Below are 23,945 nucleotides of genomic sequence, written 5' to 3' on the forward strand. Positions count from 1 at the left end.
CTACCAGCTGATCCGCCGCGCCAGCAGCAAGGCCATGTACGGAAGGAACCTCCGCGTGTCGCACCACACGCCGTCTCGTCACCTGCCCGGCACCGACACGGAAGCCGACACCGCCGCGGCCGATCCGGCGGACGACGGCACCGAGCCCGCGGCCGTCGCGACGGAAGCCGCGGCAGCCGAGACGGAGCCCCGGGACAGCAGCGACACGGCTACGGATGCGGCCGCACCGGCCACCGCCGACGGCCGATGGCGCGGATGGCGGACAAGGAATCCACGCGCCTCACACGCCCTGAGCGTCGGCACGACCGTCCTGGCCGGTGCGCTCGTGGTCGTCGCGCTGCTCCTGCCCAACCGGGTCGAGCGGATCGAATTCGCCTCGTTCGTCCGGATTCCCGCCGAGGGCGTGCTGCTCGCGGGTCTGCTGCTCGCGCTGCCGCCGAAGCCCCGGCGGATCATGGCGGTGGTCTCGGGCGTGTTCCTCGGCCTGGTCACGGTGCTGAAGTTCGTCGACATGGGCTTCTACCAGGTGCTGGCCCGGCCCTTCGATCTGGTCCTGGACTGGATTCTGATCGAGAACGCCACGGACTTCCTGAGGGAGACGTTCGGCCGTACCGGCCAGGTGCTGGCGGTGGTCGGCGTGATCGTGCTGTTCGTCGCGGTGCTCGTCCTCACCACCCTCGCCGTGGTGCGGCTGACGAACCTGATGGTCCGGCACCGTCCCGTCGCCGCCCGGACGACGCTGATCCTCGGCACGGCGTGGATCACCTGTATGACGCTGGGTGTGCAGGTCGGCACCGTGCCGATCGCCACCAAGGGCAACGCGGAGTTCCTCGGCAACCGGGTGGAACAGGTGCGGGCGGGCCTGAGGGACGCGCGGGTCTTCGAGAAGCAGGCAGCGGTGGACGCCTTCGCGAAGACGCCGCCGGACCAGTTGCTCACCGGCCTGCGCGGCAAGGACGTCCTGTTCACCTTCATCGAGAGCTACGGCCGCGTCGCGATCGACGACCCGGCGATGGCGAAGCAGACCGACGCCGTACTGAAGGAGGGCACCGGCCGGTTGAAGGCAGCCGGGTTTGAGTCGCGCAGCGGCTGGTTGCAGTCGCCGGTGACGGGCGCGGGCAGCTGGCTCGCCCACTCGACCTTCCTGTCCGGTCTGTGGATCAAGAACCAGCAGCGGTACCGCAGTCTGACCACCAGCGACCGCATGACGCTGACCAAGTACTTCGGGAAGACGGGCGCCTGGCGGACCGTCGGCATCGTGCCGGGCGTGCGCCGCGCCTGGCCGGAGGGGAAGTTCTTCGGCCTGGACCACATCTACGACTCCGAGCACCTCGGCTACCACGGCCCGTACTTCAGCTGGACGCCCGTGCCCGACCAGTTCAGCATGGAGGCGTTCCAGCGCCTGGAGCACGGCAAGAAGGACCGTGAGCCGATCATGGCGGAGATCATCCTGGCCTCCAGCCACAACCCCTGGTCCCCCATCGCCCGCATGATCGACTGGGAGGATCTCGGCGATGGTTCGGTGTTCCACCGGATCAAGAAGGAGGGCACCAACCCCACCGAGGTCTGGAAGGACCCGGAGAAGGTGCGCGCCGAGTACCGCAAGGCCATCGAGTACTCGATCCGGAGCCTGACCGAGTGGGTCGAGCGCTACGGTGACGAGGACACGGTGCTCGTCTTCCTCGGCGACCACCAGCCGGTGCCGACGGTCACCGCCGGGGACACCGGCAAGGACGTGCCGGTCACGATCGTCGCCCACGACAAGAAGGTCCTGGACCGGGTCGCCGACTGGGGCTGGACCGACGGCCTCAAGCCGGCCCCGGACGCGCCCCGGTGGGGCATGGACAAGTTCCGCGACCGTTTCATGACGGCGTACGGTCCGCGGGGCTGAGGAACTCCGCCACGGCCGTGAGGAACTCCTCGGGCCGTGCCTCGTGCACGAGATGCCCGGCGTCGAGGGTGACGCGCCGGGCATCGGGAAGCAACGCGGCGAGGGCGGCGATCTGCTCCTGCGGGATCGGACTGGTCGGCCCGCCACCGATCAGCAGCGTGGGCATGGTGATCCGCCCCATGTGGTCCCACCACACGGGATCCGGCGCGTTGCGCTGCGCGTCGGTGGCGAGGATCATTGCCCAGTCGTACGGCAGTTCCCCGCCCGGGCGTTCGGCGGGCGGGCGCGGCGGGTCCAGCGGGAGGGGCGCGGGGACGTCCTCCAGCACGAGCCGCCGTACGAGCCGCGGGCTGTGCTGGGCGAGCAGGCAGGCGACGAGACCGCCGAGCGAGTGGCCCACGACGTCGGCCCGGGCGATGCCGAGCGCGCCGAGAAAGGCGAGCACGTCGTCGCGCATGGCCTCGTAGGCGTATCCGCCGGGCCAGTCGCTGCGGCCGTGCCCGCGCAGGTCGGGGGCGTACACCCGGCGGGGCACGGCGGCCGGCGCGGGGGCGATCTCCGCCCAGTCGGCCCCGTCGGCTCCGCGTGCGTGAAGGAGGACGACGGGCGGCGCGTCCCGCGGCCCCCAGACGCGGTAGGCCTGAGTGATGCCGTTGGCCCGTACGGTACGGGGTTCGGTGTCCATGCCGGGCACGGTAGCGGGGTGCGGAACGCGGGCAGGACCCGCTCTGCGCACAGCAGAGGATCTCAGTCGCGTTCGAACTCCCCCTCGGCTTTCCTCCCTTGGAGGAAGCGTGCGACGCGTCGCACGAACCACTCCGGGTCGTCCAGCCATGGACAGTGTCCCGCCCCCGGCTGCACCGCGAACTCGGCCGCCGGGAACACCTCGGCGGCACGCCGGGCCAGGCCGGGTCGCGGGCCCCCGTCTGCCTCACCTGCGAGGACGAGCACGCGGCCGGTGAGGCGAGCGAGCGCGGCCCGCGTCGCGTCCGGGGTCGTAGGCGCCGTCCGCCCCGTAGCGGTCCGCCGCGTCGTCGTTGGTCTCGGCGCGGGCGCGGGCCGTGTCGTCCCACCGGCCGTAGAAGAACGGCAGGAACACGGGGTCGAAGTCACCGGTACCGGACAGCCAGGCCTCGAACGCCGGGAACGCGTCGGCGAACCAGGGTTCCTGCGCGCGCAGCCGGGCCGCCGCCAGCCGGTCCTCGGCCGTCGCCGGCAGGCCTGGGCCCTGTCGTCACATTCCCACCTGCCCCGCGACGCCATGCACGCCCTCTCGCCGCACCTGACGCCGCGGGGCCCGCCCTTCGGGCGGACGACGGGAATGTGACGACAGGGCCCAGCGCCCACGGCGTGGCGGTGATGAGCGCCAGCCGCTCCGGATACCGGGCCGCGTACAGCAGGGCGAGACCGCCGCCCGCCGAGTGTGCGAGCACGTCCGTCCGCTCCAGGCCCAGGTGGCGGCGCAGCGCCTCGACGTTGTCCACGAGCCGGTCGCAGCGGTACGTCGCCGGATCGTCGGGCACCGCGGACCGTCCGGTGCCGCGCAGGTCGAGGAAGACCAGCCGCCGGTGGGCGTCGAGTCCGCCCAGGTTCCCGAGGTACGCGGACGCGCGCATGGGCCCGCCGGGCAGCACGACCAGCGGCTCGCCCGTACCGCGTCCGTGACAGGCGAGCCGGGTCCCGTCCGGGGCAGTGAAGATCGGCATGGCGTCGATCCTCACGCCCTCGCGGTCTTCGGCACAACGGGTTCGCCGACGGGCTGCGCGGCGTCACCCGTCCGAGGCCGCGACTCCCGCCTCTCCCCCGAGGCTCTTCCTGAGCTCCCGCTTGAGGATCTTCCCGCTGGCGTTGCGCGGGAGGCCCTCCGCGAACACCACCCGCTTCGGGGCCTTGAAGGGGGTGAGCTTCTCGCGGGTGTGGGCGATGAGTTCGGCCTCGGTGACCTCGCCACGGGGGACGACGACGGCTGTGACGGCCTCGATCCAGCGTTCGTCGGGCAGGCCCACGACCGCGGCCTCGGCGACCTGGGGATGGGTGTAGAGGGCGTCCTCGACCTGGCGTGAAGCGACCAGTACGCCACCGGAGTTGATGACGTCCTTCACCCGGTCGACGATCGTGTAGTAGCCGTGCGCGTCCCGTACGGCGAGGTCGCCGGAGCGGAACCAGCCGTCGCGGAAGGCCTCGGCGGTCTCCTCGGGCTTGTCCCAGTAGCCCTCGCACAGTTGCGGAGAGCGGTAGACGATCTCGCCGGGGGTGCCGTCCGGTACGTCCTTGCCGTCCTCGTCGACGACCCGCGCGTCGACGAACAGCACCGGACGGCCGCAGGAGTCCATGCGCCCCTTGTGTTCGTCGGGGGCCAGGACGGTGGCCAGGGGGCCGATCTCGCTCTGCCCGAAGCAGTTGTAGAACGCCAGGCCGGGCAGGCGTTCCTTCAGCCGTTCCAGGACGGGGACCGGCATGATCGACGCCCCGTAGTACGCCTTGCGCAGGCCGCTCAGGTCGCGAGTGGCGAAGTCGGGGCGGTTGGACAGGGCGATCCAGACGGTCGGCGGGGCGAACAGGCTGTCCACGCGGCCCGCATCGACCAGGTCGAAGAGCCGGTCGCCGTCGGGGGCGTCGAGGATGATGTTCGTCGCGCCGACCGCGAGGTAGGGCAGCAGGAAGACGTGCATCTGCGCCGAGTGGTAGAGCGGCAGCGCGTGCGCGGGACGGTCGCCCGCACTGAGGTCGAGGGCCGTGATCGCGCTCAGGTACTCGTGCACCAGGGCCCGGTGCGTCATCATCGCGCCCTTGGGCAGGGCGGTCGTCCCGGACGTGTACAGCAACTGCACGAGGTCCTCGGTGCGCGGCTCCGGGCCGTCGTACGGAGGCGCCTCGGGCAGCCGGGTGAGGAGGGAGTCGTCGGCGTCGCGCAGGGGCAACGACCGTACGCCGTCGGGGAGTCGTCCGGCGAGGTCCGGGTCGGTGAGGACCAGGGAGCTGCCGGACTGGCCGACGATGTAGGCGAGGTCGTCGCCGGTCAGGTTCTGGTTCACGGGGACGTGCACCAGGTCGGCGCGGGCGCAGGCCAGGAACGCGATCAGGTAGGCGTCGGAGTTGTGGCCGTAGGCGCCCACCCGGTCGCCCGGGGACAGCCCCTGGCCGAGGAGGACGCTCGCCGCGCGGGAGACGGCGGTGTCCAGTTCGTCGTACGTCCAGGTGCGGTCGCCGTACTCCACCGCGACGCGCGCGGGGGTGCGCCGGGCGCTGCGTCGCAGGACTCCGTCGACCGTGCTGCCGTGTCCGGGCGTCGTCATGACATCTGATCCTCGGTTCACCGCCGGGCGAGGTCAAGGACCGACCGGCTCAACCCTGCCGCCGCGGGAGGCGTCCGAGGTCATGGTACGGATGTGCGCACGCGGCACGTCCGTACCCTCACTCAAGTCTCCTTTCCTTCACTGATGTTGGAGGGCACGATGCGCAGCCGCCTGAGACGACTCGTTCTCGGGGCCACGGCCCTGTTCACGGCCGCGTCCGCGTTACCCGCGGCCGCCGCCCCCGGCCCGGGGCGGGCCGAGCAGCACCCGTCCCGCGACGGCCTGTCCGCCGTCATCCGGTACACCGAGTACGGCATTCCGCACATCCGGGCGAAGGACTACGCCGGCCTGGGCTTCGGTACCGGCTGGGCGCAGGCGTCCGACGAGGTCTGCACGCTCGCCGACGGGTTCGTGACCCTGCGGGGCGAGCGCTCCCGGTACTTCGGCGCCGCCGCGGCCGCCGGCGGCGCCCTCTCCGGGGCCAGGACGAATCTCGCCAGTGACCTGTACTTCCGCGGGGTCCGTGAGACCCGCACCGTGGAGAAGCTGCTCGCCGCGCCCGCGCCCGTGGGCCCGAGCCGTCAGGTCCGGGACATGATGCGCGGCTGGGCGGCCGGTTACAACGCCTGGCTGAAGCAGAAGAAGATCGCGGATCCCGCCTGCGCGGGCGCCTCCTGGATCCGTCCGGTCACCGAGCTGGACGTGGCGGCCCGTGGCCTCGCCATCGCCTCGATCTCCGGCGAGGGACGCTTCGTGGACACGATCACGGCCGTGCAGCCGCCGACCGCAGCCGCCTCCGGTGCCCGGTCCTCCCCGCCCGCCGCCCGCACGCCTGACGCGAAGGCCGTGGCGAAGGCGGCCGACGAGCTGTGGGGCGACCCCGGCATGGGCTCCAACGCGGTCGCCTTCCGCGGCGACAGCACGGCGAACGGCAGCGGTCTGCTGCTGGGCAACCCGCACTATCCGTGGCAGGGCGGGCGCCGGTTCTGGCAGTCGCAGCAGACGATCCCCGGCGAGCTGAACGTGTCCGGTGGCTCCCTGCTCGGCACCCCGGCGATCTCCATCGGGTTCAACGCACATGTGGCGTGGAGTCACACCGTCTCGACCGGTGTGCCGGCCAACCTCCACCAGCTGACGCTCGATCCGGCCGACCCCACGACGTACCTCGTGGACGGCGAGCCGGAGCGCATGAAGAAGCGGACCGTGACGGTCGCGGTGAAGGACGGCGCGCCGGTGACCCGCACCCAGTGGTGGACCCGCTACGGCCCTGTCGTCACCTCTCTGAACTCACAGGTCCCCCTGCCGTGGACCGCTACGACGGCCTACGCCCTGCACGACCCGAACGCCGCGAACCTCCGCTTCGCCGACACCTCGCTCGGCTTCAGCAAGGCGCGCAGCACAAACGACGTTCTCGCCTCCCTCGCCCGGCACCAGGGCATCCCCTGGGTGAACACGATCGCCGCCGACCGCGCGGGGCATTCCCTCTTCACCCAGTCCCAGGTACTTCCGCGCATCACCGACGAGTTGGCGGAGCGCTGCTCGACGGCGCTGGGCAGGACCACGTACCCGGCGTCCGGCATCGCGATCCTCGACGGCTCGCGCGGCGACTGCGCCCTCGGCAGCGATCCCGACGCGGTGGCGCCGGGCATCTTCGGGCCGGCGCGGATGCCGACGCTCAAGGACGCTCCGTACGTGGAGAACTCCAACGGCACCGCGTGGATGACCAACGCCGACCGGCCGATCACCGGATACGAGCGGGTCTTCGGCACGGTGAGGACAGAGCTCGGCCTGCGCACGCGCGGCGGGATCGAGGACGTGGCGGCGATGGCGGAGCGGGGCCGGCTGACGGTACGCGACCTGCAACGGCAGCAGTTCGCCAACCGGGTGCCCGCCGGTGATCTCACCGCGGCGGACGTGGCACGGGCGTGCGCCGCGCTGCCCGGCGGCACGGCGACGGGCAGCGACGGCAAGGCGGTCGACGTGTCGGAGGCCTGTGGGGTGCTGACGGCGTGGGACCGCACCATGGACACCGGCAGCCGGGGAGCGCTGTTGTTCGACCGGTTCTGGCGGAAGCTGGAACAGACGGTGCCGACGGCCGAGTTGTGGAAGGTGCCGTTCTCGGCGGCGGACCCGGTGCGTACGCCGAACACGCTGAACACGGACGCGCCCGGTTTCGGCGTCGCCCTCGCCGACGCGGTGGTGGAACTGCGCGCGGCGGGTATCGCGCTCGACGCGCCGCTCGGGGTGCACCAGTTCGTCGTCCGGGGCGGTGAGCGCCTTCCGGTGCCCGGCGGCTCGGGGCGGCTCGGCGTGTGGAACGTGCTCGAACCGCAGTGGAACGCGGCCCAGGGCGGCTACACGGAGGTGCCGTTCGGCAGCAGTCACCTCCAGGCGGTGGGCTGGGACAACAGCCGCTGCCCGGTGGCCCGCACCCTGCTGACGTACTCCCAGTCGTCGAACCCCGAGTCGCCGCACCACGCGGACCAGACGCGGCTGTTCTCCGACGAGAAGTGGGTGACGTCGCGCTTCTGCGAGAAGGACATCCTGTCCTCGCCGAAGCTGAAGGTCGTCCGGGTGCACGAGCGCCGCTGACCACGGTCGGTGGGGGTGCCGCTTCCGGTGGGGCGGCACCCCCGTTCGTCTCGTCACCCCCGGTCGGCCCGGCGCCCGTACATCAGCCGGCGCAGGACCGCTTCGGCAGGGCCGCGCCGGCCTGCCCTTTCCAGGGCGTACGCCCCGGCCACGGTGACCAGCCAGACGCCGCATGCGAAGAGTGCCATGGTCGTGCTGCCCAGGTGTGCGCCCAGGCCGAGTCCCCAGGCGGCCAGCACCGGGGCGAAGAGCAGCGAGTGGGCGAGGTAGCAGGACAGGGACCGTTTGCCGACGGAGGCCACCGCCGTCACCGCCATCGCGCCGCGGCGGGGCCCGCGGGTGGTCCACCAGTGTGCGAAGAGGGCGACGGCCGCGACATAGCCGAGGCCTCCGGCGTTGCCGGTGATGTCGCGGAGGGCCGTGAGCGCCCCGGATTCGCTCTGCATGTCGTCCGGCACGTCCAGGACGCCGAGGTGGGCGAGGGCGGCGGGCAGTGCGCCGAGCCAGCCGACCGCGATGCCGATGACCGCCGTCCGTCGCAGCAGCTTGCGGTGGCGGCCCGGTTCCTCCAGGACGCGGCGGCGCGCGGCCCAGAAGCCGAGCAGGAAGACGATGTACCCGCCCCCGACGAGGGTCAGCAGGGCGGCGGCCAAGGTGATGAACAGGCCGGTCTCGAGCCGGGTGCCCGCCGCGGTGAGCCAGTTCTCCTCGTCCGATGCAAACGCCTTGAAGCCGGCCTCGGCGTCGGCGTCGCCCAGCGTGCCCAGCTCGCCCTGGAGCAGCGCGGCGATGACCGGCCCCGCCGTGACGAGGACCATCAGGGCGACTCCGATCCAGATCCACCAGGTCAGGGCTCGGTCGCCGCGCCGCAGGAAGGCCAGGCCCAGGACGAGGCTCAGGACACCGTAGAAGCCGAGGATGTCCCCGGCCATCAGCAGGGTGGCGTGGGCGAGGCCGATGACGATCAGCCAGAGGCTGCGTCTGCGCAGGATCTTGGCGGCTTCCCGCCCGTCGGTGCCGGCGGCGGTCTGCCGGAGGTAGAGCTGCATCATGCCGTAGCCGAAGAGGAAGGCGAAGAGCGGGTAGATCCGCAGGTCGAGCGCCATGATCATGGTGAACTGCACGGCGTGGTCCAGCCATGAGCCGTCCACGGGCTGCCATCCGGAGGGGCCGCGCCGGGCCGCCCACAGATGGAAGGCGGTGTTGGACAGCACGATGCACAGCAGCATGATCCCCCGGGCGAGATCGGGGGCGAGGGCCCGTTCTCCCGGCCGTACGCCCCCGCGCCGCAGCGGTCCCTCTTCGGTCGCGATCGTCATGGCTTCACGCATCGTCATGGCTTCACGCTAGGAAGGCGGGGCCCGGCCGGACATCGGCCGGAGGGCGAGCGGGCGCCGACCAAAGGATGACGCCCGGGCCCGCCGGTGCGACCAAAGCCGCACCGCCGTGTCACACCGGCCGGGTCCGGCCCTCCCAGTACGGCTCCCGCAGGCGTCGTTTGTACAGCTTGCCGTTGGGGTCGCGGGGCATCTCGGTGATGAAGTCGACGCTCCTGGGCCGCTTGTAGCCGGCGAGCAGGTGCGCGCAGTGGTCGAGGAGGTCGGCCGCGAGGGCGGGCCCCGGCCGATGCCCGGGGGCGGGTTCGACCACGGCCTTGACCTCCTCGCCCCAGTCGTCGTGCGGGATGCCGAAGACGGCGGCGTCCGCGACGGCGGGGTGGGCGAGCAGGGCCGACTCGATCTCGGCCGGGTAGATGTTGACGCCGCCGGAGATGATCAGGTCGATCTTGCGGTCGCGCAGGAAGAGGTAGCCGTCCTCGTCGAGGTGCCCGAGGTCGCCGACGGTGAAGAAGTCGCCGATGCGGTTCTTGCGGGTCTTGGCCTCGTCCTTGTGGTACGAGAAGCCGCCGGTGTTCATCTTCATGTAGACGGTGCCGAGTTCGCCGGGCGGCAGCCGGTTGCCGTCGTCGTCGAAGATCGCCAGTTCGCTGATGGGCCAGGCCTTGCCGACGGTGCCGGGCTTCTTCAGCCAGTCCTCGGCGGTGGCGAAGGCGCCGCCGCCCTCACTGGCCGCGTAGTACTCCTCCACACAGGGGCCCCACCAGTCGAGCATGGCCCGTTTCACGTGGTCGGGGCAGGGGGCGGCGCCGTGGATGGCGTGCCGCATGGAGGAGACGTCGTAGCGGTCCTTCACCTCGTCGGGCAGGGCGAGCAGGCGGTGGAACTGGGTGGGGACCATATGGGTGTGGGTGCAGCGGTGGGCGTCGATGAGGCGGAGCATCTCCTCGGGTGTCCACTTGTCCATCAGGACCAGCCGGTGGCCGATGTGCAGGGACGCGCCCGCGAACTGCAGGACGGCCGTGTGGTAGAGCGGCGAGCACACCAGGTGCACGTTGTCGTCGAACGGCCGGATGCCGAAGATGCCGAGGAAGCCGCCGAGGTAGGCCTGCTCCGGGGGCTTTCCGGGAAGCGGGCGACGGATGCCGCGCGGGCGGCCGGTGGTGCCGGAGGTGTAGTTCATGACCCAGCCGAGGGTGCGGTCGGCGGGCGGCGACTCGGGTTGTCCGTCGAGGAGTTCGGCGTAGGGGCGGAAGCCCTCGACCGGGCCGACGGCGTACCGGTGGCCGGCCGGGAGGCCCGCCTCGTCGGCGGCGTGGCGTGCGGCACCGGCGTAGCGTTCGTGCGCGAGGAGGACCTTGGCGCCGGAGTCGGAGACGATCCAGGCGATCTCCGGTCCGACCAGGTGGTGGTTGACGGGGACGAGGTAGAACCCGGCCTGGCTGGCGGCGAGGTACGCGGTGAGGAACTCGACGCCGTTGGGCAGCACGACCGCGAAGGTGTCGCCGCGTTCCAGCCCGGCCGCGCGCAGGCCGTGGACGAGCCTGTTGGCGGCGGCGTGCAGGCGGCCGGCGGTCCACTCCTCGCCGTCGGGGGCGACCAGGACCGCTCGGTCGGGGTCGGCGGTGGCCTGGGCCCAGAAGCCCGCGGGAACGCTGCTGGTCACTGGCCGCTCCTTCCGGCGATGCGGTTGATGCGGTCCACGGCCTGTTCGAAGCCGCGGGTGAGGTCGTCGAAGACGGCCTGGACACTGCGTTCGCTGTTCATCCGGCCGACGATCTGCCCGACCGGGGTGCCGAGCAGGGGGCCGACCTCGTACTTCTGGATGCGCGAGACGGCCTCGGCGACCAGCAGGCCCTGCAACGGCATGGGCAGTGTGCCCGGGCCGTCCGGGTCGTCCCAGGCGTCGGTCCACTCGGTGCGCAGCTGGCGTGCGGGCTTGCCGGTCAGCGCGCGGGAGCGGACGGTGTCGCCGGAGCCGGCCGCGAGCAGCTTGCGGGTGAGGGCGGGCGAGTGGAGGTCCGCTTCTGTGGTGGTCAGCCATATAGAGCCCAGCCACACGCCTTGAGCGCCGAGCGTGAGTGCGGCAGCCACCTGCTGTCCGCTGCCGATGCCGCCGGCGGCCAGCACGGGCAACGGGGCGACGGCGTCGACGACCTCGGGGGTGAGCACCATGGAGGCGATCTCGCCGGTGTGGCCGCCGGCCTCGTAGCCCTGCGCGACGACGATGTCGATCCCGGCCTCTTGGTGCTTGCGGGCGTGCCGGGCGCTGCCCGCGAGGGCGGCGACGAGGACGTCCTGGTCGTGGGCGCGGGCGATGACGTCGGCGGGCGGGGAGCCGAGGGCGTTGGCGAGGAGCCGGATCGGGTAGTCGAAGGCGACGTCGAGCTGGCTGCGGGCGACCTGCTCCATCCAGCCGGTGATACGCCAGCCGGACGCCTCGCCCTCGGCGAGTTCGGGCACGCTGTGCTTGGCGAGGGTGTCCCGGACGAACTGCCGGTGCCCCTCGGGGATCATCGCCTCGACATCCGCCTCGGTGACGCCCTCGACCTTCTTGGCCGGCATGACGACGTCCAGGCCGTACGGGCGGCCGTCGATGTGCGCCTCGATCCAGTCCAGGTCGCGTTTGAGCTCGTCGGGGGCGGTGTAACGGACCGCGCCGAGCACGCCGAAGCCGCCGGCCCGGCTGATGGCCGCGGCGACGGCGGGGAACGGCGTGAAGCCGAAGACGGCGTGCTCGATTCCCAGTTTCTGGCTCAGCTCCGTCTGCATGGGCGCAGGATGCCGGAGTCCTGCGGAGGATGGAAGAGGTTTCCTGATGACCCGTCAGATTTGTGGGCGGTCCCCGGGGACATACTGTCCGGGGACGTCCTGGGCGGTTCGGCGGGAGGATGCGCGGTGACCGAAGGCACGGCAGACAGAGCGACGACGAACAGCGGGCCGACCCGCAGACGTGCCCTGGTCCTGGGTGGCGCCCTGGCCCTCGCCCCCTTACCCGCCGAGGCCGCCCCGGTCGCGGGGCGTCCCACCCTGCGGCACGGCTCGGCCGCCCGCGCCGGGCTGCTCCCCTCCCATCTGCGCCAACTCGTCACCGACGCCGAGGCGTTCCTCGCCCCCTCCCCCAAGCACCCCTGGTACGCGGGCGCCGTCCTGCTCGCCGGACGGGGCGGCACCGTCGCCCTGCACCGGCCCATCGGCATGGCGGTGCGCTACCGGGCCTACGACGAGAAGACCGACACCGGCGTCGAGTTCCCGGCCGGCGAGCAGATTCCCATGGCCGAGGACACCGTCTTCGACCTGGCGTCGGTGTCGAAGCTGTTCACGTCGATCCTGGCCGTGCAGCAGATGGAACGGGGCGGGCTGGAACTGGAGGCGACGGTCGCCTCGTATCTGCCGGACTTCGGGCGCGCCGGCAAGCAGGACATCACGATCCGTCAGCTCCTCACGCACACCTCGGGTTTCCGCGCCTGGATCCCGCTGTACAGCGCGCCGACGTACGAGGAGAAGCTCCGGCTCATCTGGGACGAGGCACCGGTCAGCGCGCCGGGCACGGCGTATCTGTACTCGGACCTGAACCTCATCTCGCTCCAGCTCGTGCTGGAGCGGATCACGGGCCGCTCCCTGGACGCCCTCCTGCGCGACGAGATCACCGCACCACTGGGCCTGCGCCGCACCCGCTACAACCCGCCCGCCTCCTGGCGGCCGAACATCGCGGCCACGGAGGACGCGCGGGCTCCGTGGTCCGGGCTGGACCGGGGCCTGGTGTGGGGCGAGGTGCACGACGAGAACGCCTTCAGCCTCGGCGGGGTCGCGGGCCACGCGGGCGTGTTCTCCGACGCCTGGGACCTCGCGGTCCTCGGCCGTACGCTGCTCAACGGCGGCGTGTACGGGCGGGCCCGGATCCTGACGCCCGAGTCGGTGGAGCTGATGTTCACCGACTTCAACACCGCGTTCCCCGGGGACGAGCACGGCCTCGGCTTCGAGCTCTACCAGCACTGGTACATGGGCGCGATGGCGACCCCGCGCAGTGCGGGGCACACCGGCTTCACGGGCACCTCGCTGGTGCTCGACCCGACGACCGACTCCTTCCTCGTCGTCCTGGGCAACTCGGTGCATCCCGTGCGGAGTTGGCGATCCGGGTCGGCTCCGCGGGTGGCCGCCGCGAACCACCTGGCACGGGCCGTGCCGGTCCGGCCGGCGCGGGGACGCACGGCCTGGTTCTCCGGCATGGCGGTCTCCGCCACCGCGACCCTCACCCTGCCCACGCTCGACACGTCGTCCGGCCGGGCGCGGCTGCGCTGCGCGCTGTGGTGGGACACCGAGCCCAGGTCCGACGTGCTGGTCCTGGAGGCCACGACCGACGGCGGTACGACCTGGCAGCCGGTGCCCTTCACGACGTCCCGCCGGGGCGAGGCCCCCCGGCCGCACCCGTCCGGCTCGGTCACGGGCTGGTCCGGCCGCGTCTGGCACGCGCTCACCGCCGACCTTCCCGCCACACGCCGGCTCACCGTGCGGTGGCGGTACGCGACGGACCGGCTGTACGTCGGCCGCGGGGCCTACGTGGACGGGCTGCGCGTGGACGCGGCCGACGGCGTCCTCTTCGACGAGGCGCGCCCGGAGGACGCGTCACGCGTGGAAGCGGTGGGGTGGACGCCGTCGGCCGACTGAGCGGGTCGGGTCACTGGTTGAAGACGGCCTTCTGCACCTCGTTGGGGCCGTCGAAGCGGTCCTCCTTCAGGCCGTCGAGGGTCCTGACGACCTTCTCGTCCGCGTGGTTGTTGCGGGCACGCTCCACCAGGTGCTGCTTGTCCGTGGGGTAGTCCATGCCCTTGAGGGCCTTCTGAAGGTCGGTCGGGCTGAGCTCGGCCATGAGATCCTCCCGTAGCTGGTACGACCGTCCGCGCGGGGCGATCGGTGGTACGGATGCCTTCGTCTGTCGGAGTGCCCCACAGGATGGCAGTGATTCAGTCGCTTCCGCTTTCGAGCACCGCCATGGCCGCGTTGTGCCCCGGCACCCCGCTCACTCCGCCCCCGCGCACCGCGCCGGCCCCGCACAGCAGCATGTTCGCGTGCCGGGTCTCCACGCCCCAGCGGCCGGTGCCGTCCTGGGCGTGGGGCCAGCTCAGCTCGCGGTGGAAGATGTTGCCGCCGGGCAGCCCGAGGTCCCGCTCCAGGTCGAGCGGGGTCCGGGCCTCGATGCAGGGCCGTCCGTCCGCGTCGGTGGCCAGGCAGTCGGCGAGGGGTTCGGCCAGGTGGGCGTCGAGCTGGGCGAGCGTCGACTTCAGCAGTTCCTCGCGTACGGCGTCGTTGTCCCGCCCGAACAGGCGGGCCGGGGCGTGCAGGCCGAACAGGGTGAGTGTCTGGTAGCCCTGGTCGGCCAGCTCCGGGCCGAGGATGGTCGGGTCGGTGAGCGAGTGGCAGTAGATCTCGGAGGGCGGCGCGGCCGGGAGGTCACCGGCGGCGGCCTGGGCGTGAGCGGTGGCCAGCTGCTCGTAGCCCTCGGCGATGTGGAAGGTTCCGGCGAACGCCTCTCGTGGGTCGACGGCGCTGTCGCGCAGCCGCGGCAGCCGCGTGAGCAGCATGTTCACCTTGAGCTGGGCGCCCTCGGCGGGAGGTGGGGGTGTGTCGCCGGTGAGCTCCGCCAGGGCCTGCGGGGAGGCGTTCACCAGGACGTGCCGTGCGGCGACGGTGCCCTCGCCGTCGGCGGTGCGGTAGGTGACCTCGGCCTTCTGACCGTCCGTGGCGATGCGCAGCGCCTCGTGTCCGGTGGCGAGGACGGCGCCCGCCGCGCGTGCCGCGTCCGCCAGGGCGTCGGTGAGGGCGCCCATGCCGCCCACCGGCACGTCCCAGTCGCCGGTGCCGCCGCCGATCACGTGGTAGAGGAAGCAGCGGTTCTGCTTCAGCGACGGGTCGTGGGCGTCGGCGAAGGTGCCGATGAGCGCGTCGGTGAGGACCACGCCGCGCACCAGGTCGTCCGTGAAGCGCTCCTCGACGGCGACCCCGATCGGCTCCTCGAACAGGATCCGCCAGGCCTCCTCGTCGTCGAGGCGGCGGCGCAGTTCCTCACGGGTGGGCAGCGGCTCGGTGAGGGTCGGGAAGACCCGCTGGGCGACGCGGCCCGTCATGCCGTAGAACTCCTGCCAGGCCCGGTACTCGCGGTCGGAGCCGGTGAGCCGGGCGAACGCCTCCCTGGTCCGCCGCTCGCCCCCGCCGACGAGGAGCCCGGTGGGGCGGCCGTCGCGTTCGGCGGGCGTGTACGAGGAGATGGTCCGGGTGCGTACCCGGAAGTCCAGGCCGAGGTCCCGCACGATCTTCTTCGGCAGCAGGCTGACCAGGTACGAGTAGCGCGACAGCCGGGCGTCGACCCCGGCGAAGGGTCGGGTGGACACCGCCGCGCCGCCGGTGTGGTCCAGCCGCTCCAGCACCAGTACGGAACGGCCGGCCCGGGCCAGGTAGGCGGCGGCGACCAGGCCGTTGTGGCCGCCGCCGACGATGACGGCGTCGTACGTCCGGTGTGCGCGGGGTCCCAGGGGTGCGGTCATGGTTCTTCGTAACACGGGGTGATCCAGGTCGGCCAGACGGACGGCGCGGGTGCACGCGTCCGACGGCGGGCCGACGGAGGCGGTCGGCGCGGGGCCGCCCGGCACACGGCACGAGCCGCACCGCCCGAGGCCCACCGCCTCGGCAACGCCGCCTCCGACACAGCCCACGGCCTTCACTCGGCCACGCGGCCCAGGCGGGGTCACGCGCCACGTGGGACGGAGCGGCGGGCTGGGCGAGGCCTCGGCGACGACGGTCCCGCACGCCTGGCCGACAGGGCAGGCCCCCACACACGCCACCGCCACTCTCACGCCTCGTCACCGCCCAACCGCCGGCCCCTGCCTCGGCAACGCCGCCTCCGACACAGCCCACGGCCATCACTCGGCCACGGGCCCAGGCGGGGTCACGCGCCACGCGGGACGGAGCGGCGGGCTGGGCATGAACTCGACGGCGGCGGTCCCGCACCGCCTGGCCGGCAGGGCAGCCCCCCACTCCTCGTCACCGCCCAACCGCCGCCCCCTGCCCCCGCAGGGCCGCCACCCTGCGGTACAGGGCTACGGCCTCCTCGCCGCGGCCCAGTTGCTGGAGGCAGTGCGCTTCGTCGTTGCGGCTGGCGAGGGTGTCGGGGTGGTCCGCGCCGAGGACGCGTTCGCGGGCCGCGGCCACCCGGCGGTACTCGGTGAGCGCGTCGGACCAGCGGCCCAGCCAGCCCAGGCCGACGGCGACCTCGCGGCGGCTGACCAGGGTGTCCGGGTGGTCGGGGCCGAGGACCCGCTCGCGGACGGCGCTCACGGCACGGGACTCGGCGAGTGCCTCCTCCCAGCGGCCGAGCCGGCCGAGGTTGACGCAGCGGCCGTGGCGGGCGCGCAGGGTCTCGGGGTGGGTGGGGCCCTGGACCCTGGTGCGGTCGTCGGTCAGGGCGCTGTAGTGGTCCAGGGCCTCCACGCTGCGGCCGAGGCGGCCCAGGCTGATGCCGATCTCGTGCCGGGCGGCGAGCGTGTCGGGGTGGTCGGGGCCGAGCGCACGGCCGCGGGCCTCCGCGACCTCGCGGTACGTCTCCAGGGCCTCGGCCCACCGGCCCAGCTGGCCGAGCGCGTAGGCGACCTCGTAGCGGGTGACGAGGGTGTCGGGGTGGTCGGGGCCGAGCACCCGGGCGCGGGCGGCGGCCACCTCGCGGGCCAGGCGGTAGGAGTCCTCCAGGCGGCCCAGACGGCTGAGGTTGAAGGCGAGGTTGTGCCGGCAGCGCAGGGTGTCCGGGTGGTCGGGCCCCATCGTGCGCTCCCGGGCGGCGAGTACGGCCGTGTACACCCGGTGCGCGTCGAAGGGGCGGCCGAGCTGGCCGAGCACGTAGGCCATCTCCTGGCGGGCCGCGAGCGTGTCGGGGTGGTCGGCGCCGAGCGTGCGGATCCTGGCCTCGGTGACGTGCTTGTACTCGCGCAGGGCGTCCGGGGCGCGGCCGGTGCGGCTGAGGGTGAAGGCGACCTCGTAGCGGCTGGCGAGGGTGTCGGGGTGGTCGGGGCCGAGCAGGTGCTCGCGTTCGGCGGCGACCGCCCGGTGCACCTCCCCCGCCTCCGCCCAGCGGCCGAGCCGGCCGAGGCTGAGGCCCGCGTTGTGCCGGCCGGCCAGGGCGGTCAGGACCTCCGGGGGCGGGGCGGGCCGCTCCTCGGGGACGGGTTCCTCGACGGGGCCGGTGGCGGGCCGCGCGATCCACTCGCCGGACAGTCCGGCCGCCGGGTCGGGTGGGGTGCTGCGCAGCCCGGTGCCGGCCGCCTTGTGGCCCGTGGTCATGCCGCGGGTCCAGGACGGCAGCCGGCCCGCGCGGGCCGGTTCGTCCGGGGCGGGCCGGGCCGCCACGAAGGTCGGCACGTAGGCGGGCGCGGCCCGGTGCGCGCTGATCCGGCGGGCCAGCTCGCGGGCGTCGCCGGGGCGTTCACCGGGTTCCTTGGCGAGCAGGTCCAGGATGACCCGCTCGAGGTACCCGGGCAGTTCGGGGCGGTGCTCGCGCGGCGGGCGGGGCGGGGTGTCGCGGTGGCCGAGGAGGATCGCCCAGGCGTCGTCGAGGTCGAACGGCGGTACCCCGGTGGCGATCTCGTACAGCACGCAGCCGAAGGAGTACAGGTCGCTGCGCTGGTCGACCTCGGTCCCGCCGATCTGCTCCGGGGACATGTAGTGCGGGGTGCCCATGGCGATGCCGGTGCCGGTCAGCCGGGAGGTGAAGCCGATGTCGTGGCCGAGGCGGGCGATGCCGAAGTCGCAGATCTTCACCGTGCCGTCGCCGATCCGCACGATGTTGGCGGGTTTCAGATCGCGGTGCACGATGCCCTGCTCATGGCAGTAGGCGAGGGCGGCGGCGACCTGTTCGGCGATCTCCACGACGTCCGCGACGGGCAGCGGGTGCTGCTTGTTGTCCTCCAGGAGCTGGCTGAGGTTGCGGCCGTCCAGCAGCTCCATGACGAGGTAGAGGACGCCGTCGGACTCGCCGAAGTCGTGCACGACGGTGATGCCGCGGTGCTGGAGCGCGGCGGCCACCCGGGCCTCACGGCGGAACCGCTCCCGCAGCACGCGGGTGAACGCGTGGTCGTGGTTCGGGCCCAGCGGTTTGAGGCATTTGACCGCGACGTGCCTGCCCAGGGACTCGTCCCGGGCCCGCCACACCTCGCCCATGCCGCCGCGCCCGATCCGGTCGAGCAGCCGGTACCGGCCGTGGATGAGCCTGCTCTCCCCCATGTCGCGCGACGCTCCCCCCGGTAGCTGTTCGCCCGCCCCTCCCCTGGTCCACCCAGTATGGCGGTCTATCGTCCGAGTTTGTACGGTGCCGGGCGCGCGTCCGGGCCGAGCCTCGCCATGGCGCGCAGGATGTGTTTGGGCGGGAGTTGCCACCGCACACGTGCGGGAACGCGGCGCAGCAGGAGGCCGGTGAGGCGCAGTTGCCGGGTGGCGGTGGCGGGTGCGGGGGCCGGTCTGCCGTACAACTCGTGGGCGTACGGAGGCAGGGAGGCGTACGCCAGTTGTGCCACGCGCCGCCACAACACCTCGCGCAACGGTACGAGAAGGGGATGCGCCGGTGGGTGGAGCAGGAAGTCGTCCACGTCGCGCGCCTCGGGCCCGGCGGCCAGTTCGGGGCGCACCTTCTCGAAGTACGCCGCCAGTTCGGCCCGGTCGGCGGGCACGGCGGCGGGGTCGAGGCCCACCAGGCGTGCGCTCTCCCGGTGTTCGGCGACGTAGCGGTCGGCCTCGGCGTCGGTGAGCCGGAATCCGGACCTGCGCAGGACGTCCAGGTAGGAGTCGATCTCGGCGCAGTGCACCCAGAGGAGCAGACCGGGTTCGTCGACGCCGTAGCGCTCGCCGGTGTCCGGGTCGGTCGCGGTCAGCATGCTGTGGATCTTCCGCACGCGGGCGCCCGCCCGCTCGGCGGCCTCGGTGGTGCCGTAGGTCGTCGTGCCGACGAAGTTCGCGGTGCGTATCAGGCGGCCCCAGGCGTCGCGCCGGAAGTCGGAGTTCTGCATGACGCCGCGTACCGCGCGGGGGTGCAGGGCCTGGAGGTAGAGCGCCCGGATGCCGGCGATCCACATCATGGGGTCACCGTGCATCTGCCAGGTCACCGAACCGGGACCGAACAGCCCGGGGTCCGCGCCGGTCATGCGACTCACCTCCGCCCGGCGCCCACGATGGCACAGATCGAACAGTCGGTCGATACCGCCGTCTTCACCCCCGAACCGTCCGGTTGTTGAGATTTCACCCACCCGGCACGGGGTTTGGTAAGCCTCTCCTTATATGCTGTCGCCGCCGATCAAGCCCCCTCCGGGCCGCTGCGGCATGCCCGGCCCCCGCACGACAGGACTGACATGCGCACCACCTCCCGCGGCCTCATAGCGGCACTCACCCTCACTCCTTTGCTGGCCGGCTGCTTCGCACCGGGCGACAGCGACGACGGCGCCGGGGCGGGACCGGGCGGACGGCTGCGGATCGCCATGGCCGTTCCTCCCGTGCAAGCCCTGTCTCCCTACAGCAACGACGCCACCGTGCTGAGCAAGCTGTCCGTCGCCGAGGGCCTCACCGCCCTCGACAAGAACGGCACGGCCAAGCCCGCACTGGCGAAGTCCTGGAAGCAGGACGACGCCACCACCTGGACCTTCGAGCTGCGCAAGGCCGAGTTCCAGGACGGCACCGCACTCACCGCCCAGTCCGTCGTCAACGCGCTCGACCACGCGGGCGCGGCCAAGCCGAAGCCGCGTGTGCTGAGCGACGTGACGCTCACCGCCAAGGCCGACGACGCGGACACCGTCACCCTCACCACGAAGTCACCCGACCCGGTGCTGCCGCTGCGGCTGGCCAGCCCGGCCCTGGCGATCCTCTCGGCCAAGGCGTACGAGAAGGACGGCAAGGTCAGCCCGGTCGGCACCGGCACCGGCCCCTTCGAGATCACCCGGCTCAGCGGCAAGACCAAGGCGACGCTCGACCGCTTCGACGGCTACTGGGGCGGCAAGGCGAAGGCCCCCGGCATCGACGTGAGCTGGATCGCGGACGGCACCGCCCGCGCCAACGCACTGCGCGGCGGCGAGGCCGACATCGCCGAGTGGATCCCCACCGCCCAGGCGAAGCTGCTCGACAAGGACACGCGGCACGAGGTGCCCTCCGTACGCACCGACAGCCTGGTCCTCAACACCGGCAGCGGTCTCTTCGCCGACGCCGGCCTGCGCGCGGCCGCCCGCGAGGCCGTCGACGGTTCCGCCCTCGTCGGCTCCGTCTTCGGCGGCTACGCCGACCCGGCGCAGGGCCTGTTCGGGCCCGCCGTGCCGTGGGCCGCGGGCAAGCGCGTGGAGGTGACCGGCCGTGCCAAGGCGGCGACCACCGCGCAGGTGAAGGCCGAGACCAAGGGCAGGACGCTGCGGCTGGCCACGTACACCAACCGGGCCGAGCTCCCCGAGGCCGCGACCGTGCTCCAGCAGCAGCTGGAGAAGGCCGGTTTCACCGTGAAGCAGGACGTGCGCGAGTACACGCAGATGGAGGCCGACCTGCTCGCCGGGAAGTACGACGCCCTGGTCTTCTCCCGGGTGACGCTCCTCGACACCGGTGACGCGGTCGACTACCTCGCGAGCGACTTCACCAGCGAGGGCGTCTACAACATCGCCGGGCTGAAGGACGCCGCCGTGGACAAGGCCATCCGGGCCGCCGCCGCGGAGCGCGACACGCAGCGCCGCCAGGAGAAGATCATGCGGGCGGAGGCGGCGATCCTGCGCACCGACGCCGTCGTGCCGCTGGTCCACGAGCAGGCGGTGCAGGGCATCGCCACCGGTGTCGAAGGCGTGATCCTCGACCCGCGCGAGCGCTCGCTCGTCGACGTCGACACGCACGTCGGGTAACGCATGAGTGTCGCCCACGCCCCCGTCGCCCGCCTGTCCCTCTGGCCGGCGGCGGCCGGCCGTGTGCTCGCCGGAGCGGTGCTGCTCGGTGCGGTGGCCCTGCTGCCGTGGCTGACCGGCGCCGACCCGGCCCGCACGGTGCTGCGCGCCCGCTCCGCCGACCAGAACCCGACGGCCGCGGAACTTGCCACCGTACGCGAGCAGTTGGGGCTGGACGAGGGGCCGTTCGCGCATCTCGCACACTGGCTGGGCGGCCTGCCCCGCGGGGACGCGGGCGTCTCGTGGGTCTCCGGCGAACCGGTCATGCCGCAGGTGGGGACCGCCCTGTCGGTCTCCCTGACGCTGATGCTGGGCGCGCTCGTGGTGACCGCCCTGGTCGCCGCGCTGGTGTGTGCCCGCACCGTGTTCCTCGGCTCCCGGCGCCGGCTGCGGCAGGACCGGACGGGCACCACGGCCGCCGTGCTGGCCGCGCTGCCGAAGTTCCTGCTCGCCTCGGTGCTGGCCACGGTGTGCGGGGTCTGGTGGGGGTGGTTCCCGTCCAGCGGCTGGGAGGGGCCGCAGTCGATGGTGCTGCCGTCGCTCGCCCTCGGCATCCCGTCGGGCGCGATGCTCGGCGGGCTGCTCGACCAGGCGCTGCCCGCCGCGTTCCACGAACCGTGGGCGCGCACGGCCTACGCCGTCGGGCTCCCGCCCGGCACCATCGCCCGCAACGGGCTGCGCCGCACCCTGCCCGGCATGCTGCCGCAGTTGCTGCCGACCGTCGTGGCCCTGGTCGGCGGTGCGGTCGCGGTGGAGAAGATCTTCAACATCCCCGGGCTCGGCCGGCTCGCGCTGGAAGCCGCCGTCGCGCAGGACCTCCCGGTGCTCCAGACCGCGACCCTGGCGCTGGTCCTGCTCGGCGTGAGCGCCGGCATCCTGATCCGGGCCCTGCGCCACGCGCTCCTCGGCCGCCCCCTGCGCGACGGTGCCCTGCCGGCCCTGCACCGGCCCCCGCTCGTCCCGTCGCGCTCCCTGCGCTGGATCACCGCGGCGTGTGCGGTGGCCCTGATCGCCCTCGTCACGGCGGGCCTGCTGCGCGACCCGTTGCAGGTCGACACGGCGGCGCGGCTGGTGGCCCCGTCCCTCGAACACCCGCTGGGCACGGACGCGCTGGGCCGGGATCTGCTGGCCCGGCTGGGCCACGGGGCGCTGCGCACGGCCGGTGTCGCCTTCGCCGTGACGGCAGTCAGCGCGGTCACCGGGCTCCTGCTGGGCATGGCACCGCGGGCGAGCGCCGGTCCGACGGAGGTCGCCTCGACCCTGCCCGCGGTCCTCACCGGACTGCTGATCGCGGGCGTGACCGGGCCCTCGGTGTGGGGCGCGGCGATCGCGGTCTGCGTAGTCGGCTGGAGCCCGTACGCAGCCCAGACCGCCGCCCTGCTCGAACAGGAACGCGCGAGCGGTCACATCGCCGCCTCCGTCGCGCTCGGCGCGGGACGGCTGCACCTGCTGCGCCGCCACCTGCTCCCCGCGGTCCTGCCGGCCCTCCTGCGCAATGCCCTGCTCCGGCTGCCCACCGCCGTCCTGGTCCTGGCCTCGCTCGGCTTCCTCGGCCTGGGCGAACAGCCGCCCACCCCGGAGTGGGGCCGGCTCTTGTCGGAGAACCAGCCGTACGCCGAACTGGCCCCCTGGACGGTGCTGGGCCCGGCCGCCGCGCTGGTGGTGCTCTCCGTGCTGGCGGTGACGGGCAGCGCGCTGGGACGCGAGAAAGGCGAGTAACAGGCGCCCCGGCCCGTGGAGTCCACGGGCCGGGGCGCCTGTTACTCGCCTTTCAGACGGAGCCTTCAGACGGGGCCTTCAGACGAGGCGCGTCTCGTCGACCACGTAGCCCCGCCGCTTGTCCACGACGTTACGCAGAGGGCGGCCCTCGATGTGCCGGGTGAGGTTGTCGAGGAACACCTCGACGAGCGCCTCCCGCTCGCTGGTGGTCTCCCCCGCCGTGTGCGGGGAGATCATCACGCCGGGCAGGTCCCACAGGGGTGATTCGGCCGGCAGCGGCTCCCGGCCGAAGACGTCCAGGGCGGCGCCGGCGAGCCGGCCGGCGGCGAGGTGGTCGATGAGCGCCTCCTCGTCGACGAGTCCGCCCCGGCCGACGTTGATCAGCCGCGCCCCCGGCTTCATGGCCGCCAGCACGGAGGCGTCGACCATGCCCCGGGTGTCCTTGGTGAGGGGTGCGGCCAGGACGACGTAATCCGCCTTCCCCAGGGCGGGAGTCACGGTCGTCGGGCCGTGGACCGTGCCGAAGTCGGGATCGTCCGTGCGGGCCTTGCGGCCGGCGCCGCAGACCCGCATCCCGACGGCGCCCAGCAGCCGGGCGATGGCCCGGCCGATCGGCCCCGTCCCCCAGACCAGCACCGTGCGTCCGGTGATGCCGTCGCTCAGGCGCGGACGCCACTCGCGACGCCGCTGGTGCTCCCAGGTGCCGGGGAAGTCCTTGGCGAGGGCGAGGATCAGACCGAGGACGTACTCGGCGGTCGGCTCGTCGTACACCCCGCGGGCATTGGTGAGGACGACGCCCGGATCGTCCACCAGGGCGGGGAAGAGGAACGAGTCCACGCCCGCGGAGGACGCGTGCACCCAGCGGGGTGCCTTCTCGGGGTTGTCGGGCCAGGCCTCGCGGATGGCCGGGGTGATGGTGACCCAGGCCAGGAGGGCGTCGGCGCCGGGTAGGAGATAGGGCAGTTCCTCCTCGGTGGCGTAGACGGTGTCCGCGAGGCGTTCGATGAGCCCGGTGGCGGGTGGCCGGTTGCCCCGGTAGAGCACGACGAGTCGGTCAGGCATGTCATGCTCCGACGGGAACGGCGATGTACTTGTACTCGAGGAACTCGTTGATGCCGACGCGTCCGCCTTCGCGGCCGAGGCCGGACTGCTTGACGCCGCCGAAGGG

16 protein-coding genes and 1 pseudogene are annotated in these 23,945 nt (G+C 72.9%); 5 read left to right on the forward strand and 12 right to left on the reverse strand.

Going from position 1 to position 23,945, the window contains the following annotated elements:
• The first annotated feature begins 55 nt into the window (after window positions 1-55).
• On the forward strand, window positions 56-1,891 hold the full coding sequence (locus ABZ192_RS39385) for a sulfatase (RefSeq protein ID WP_356929272.1): 1,836 nt from the start codon (window positions 56-58) through the stop codon (window positions 1,889-1,891).
• On the opposite strand, the gene ABZ192_RS39390 is transcribed toward ABZ192_RS39385, so the two are convergent.
• The 3 genes and pseudogenes from ABZ192_RS39390 to ABZ192_RS39400 all read right to left on the reverse strand — a co-directional run bounded on the left by ABZ192_RS39390 (window position 1,863) and on the right by ABZ192_RS39400 (window position 5,187).
• Complete coding sequence (locus tag ABZ192_RS39390; protein ID WP_356929273.1) at window positions 1,863-2,576, reverse strand: alpha/beta fold hydrolase; 714 nt, start codon at window positions 2,574-2,576, stop codon at window positions 1,863-1,865. The genes ABZ192_RS39385 and ABZ192_RS39390 overlap by 29 nt on opposite strands.
• 62 nt (window positions 2,577-2,638) lie before the next feature.
• Window positions 2,639-3,597: pseudogene (locus ABZ192_RS39395) on the reverse strand (alpha/beta hydrolase); the annotation flags it as partial.
• A gap of 63 nt (window positions 3,598-3,660) precedes the next feature.
• Window positions 3,661-5,187, reverse strand: coding sequence for an acyl-CoA synthetase (locus ABZ192_RS39400; RefSeq protein WP_356929274.1), 1,527 nt, complete (start codon window positions 5,185-5,187; stop codon window positions 3,661-3,663).
• Between the two features lie 159 nt (window positions 5,188-5,346).
• On the opposite strand from ABZ192_RS39400, the gene ABZ192_RS39405 reads away from it, so the two are divergent.
• Complete coding sequence (locus ABZ192_RS39405; protein ID WP_356929275.1) at window positions 5,347-7,779, forward strand: penicillin acylase family protein; 2,433 nt, start codon at window positions 5,347-5,349, stop codon at window positions 7,777-7,779.
• Window positions 7,780-7,832: 53 nt separating this feature from the next.
• Here the strand turns inward: ABZ192_RS39405 and ABZ192_RS39410 are convergent, their stop codons facing one another.
• The 3 genes from ABZ192_RS39410 to ABZ192_RS39420 form a co-directional block, all read right to left on the reverse strand.
• A complete protein-coding gene (locus ABZ192_RS39410; protein ID WP_356929276.1) occupies window positions 7,833-9,116 on the reverse strand; it encodes a DUF418 domain-containing protein in 1,284 nt (427 codons plus the stop codon).
• 112 nt (window positions 9,117-9,228) lie between these two features.
• The gene (locus tag ABZ192_RS39415) at window positions 9,229-10,782 is read right to left on the reverse strand and encodes an acyl-CoA synthetase (protein ID WP_356929277.1); all 1,554 of its coding nucleotides are present in this window, start codon (window positions 10,780-10,782) and stop codon (window positions 9,229-9,231) included.
• Entirely contained in the window at window positions 10,779-11,888 is a 1,110-nt protein-coding gene (locus ABZ192_RS39420; protein WP_356929278.1) for a nitronate monooxygenase family protein, read from the reverse strand. Before ABZ192_RS39420 ends, ABZ192_RS39415 begins: the two co-directional genes overlap by 4 nt.
• A 126-nt stretch (window positions 11,889-12,014) precedes the next feature.
• Here ABZ192_RS39420 and ABZ192_RS39425 point away from each other — a divergent pair, with 126 nt between their 5' ends.
• Window positions 12,015-13,784, forward strand: a complete 1,770-nt coding sequence (locus tag ABZ192_RS39425) for a serine hydrolase (protein ID WP_356929279.1) — start codon at window positions 12,015-12,017, stop codon at window positions 13,782-13,784.
• A 10-nt stretch (window positions 13,785-13,794) separates the two neighbouring features.
• On the opposite strand, the gene ABZ192_RS39430 is transcribed toward ABZ192_RS39425, so the two are convergent.
• The 4 genes from ABZ192_RS39430 to ABZ192_RS39445 form a co-directional block, all read right to left on the reverse strand.
• A complete protein-coding gene (locus ABZ192_RS39430; RefSeq protein ID WP_356929280.1) occupies window positions 13,795-13,986 on the reverse strand; it encodes a DUF2795 domain-containing protein in 192 nt (63 codons plus the stop codon).
• Between the two features lie 94 nt (window positions 13,987-14,080).
• The gene (locus tag ABZ192_RS39435; protein WP_356929281.1) at window positions 14,081-15,658 is read right to left on the reverse strand and encodes an NAD(P)/FAD-dependent oxidoreductase; all 1,578 of its coding nucleotides are present in this window, start codon (window positions 15,656-15,658) and stop codon (window positions 14,081-14,083) included.
• Between the two features lie 496 nt (window positions 15,659-16,154).
• Window positions 16,155-18,383, reverse strand: coding sequence for a serine/threonine-protein kinase (locus ABZ192_RS39440; protein WP_356929282.1), 2,229 nt, complete (start codon window positions 18,381-18,383; stop codon window positions 16,155-16,157).
• Window positions 18,384-18,448: 65 nt separating this feature from the next.
• The gene (locus tag ABZ192_RS39445; protein WP_356929283.1) at window positions 18,449-19,297 is read right to left on the reverse strand and encodes an oxygenase MpaB family protein; all 849 of its coding nucleotides are present in this window, start codon (window positions 19,295-19,297) and stop codon (window positions 18,449-18,451) included.
• A 204-nt stretch (window positions 19,298-19,501) separates the two neighbouring features.
• Here ABZ192_RS39445 and ABZ192_RS39450 point away from each other — a divergent pair, with 204 nt between their 5' ends.
• Both ABZ192_RS39450 and ABZ192_RS39455 read left to right on the forward strand, forming a co-directional pair.
• Complete coding sequence (locus ABZ192_RS39450; RefSeq protein ID WP_356929284.1) at window positions 19,502-21,019, forward strand: ABC transporter substrate-binding protein; 1,518 nt, start codon at window positions 19,502-19,504, stop codon at window positions 21,017-21,019.
• A gap of 3 nt (window positions 21,020-21,022) precedes the next feature.
• On the forward strand, window positions 21,023-22,777 hold the full coding sequence (locus ABZ192_RS39455; RefSeq protein ID WP_356929285.1) for an ABC transporter permease subunit: 1,755 nt from the start codon (window positions 21,023-21,025) through the stop codon (window positions 22,775-22,777).
• A gap of 78 nt (window positions 22,778-22,855) precedes the next feature.
• Here the strand turns inward: ABZ192_RS39455 and ABZ192_RS39460 are convergent, their stop codons facing one another.
• Both ABZ192_RS39460 and ABZ192_RS39465 read right to left on the reverse strand, forming a co-directional pair.
• Window positions 22,856-23,839, reverse strand: coding sequence for a D-2-hydroxyacid dehydrogenase (locus tag ABZ192_RS39460; protein WP_356929286.1), 984 nt, complete (start codon window positions 23,837-23,839; stop codon window positions 22,856-22,858).
• A gap of 1 nt (window position 23,840) precedes the next feature.
• Window positions 23,841-23,945, reverse strand: a 105-nt coding sequence (locus ABZ192_RS39465; protein ID WP_356929287.1) for an aldehyde dehydrogenase family protein, incomplete at its 5' end; no start/stop codon positions are given.

The sequence above is a fragment of the Streptomyces sp. NPDC006235 genome, assembly GCF_040613735.1.
GTDB lineage: Bacteria > Actinomycetota > Actinomycetes > Streptomycetales > Streptomycetaceae > Streptomyces.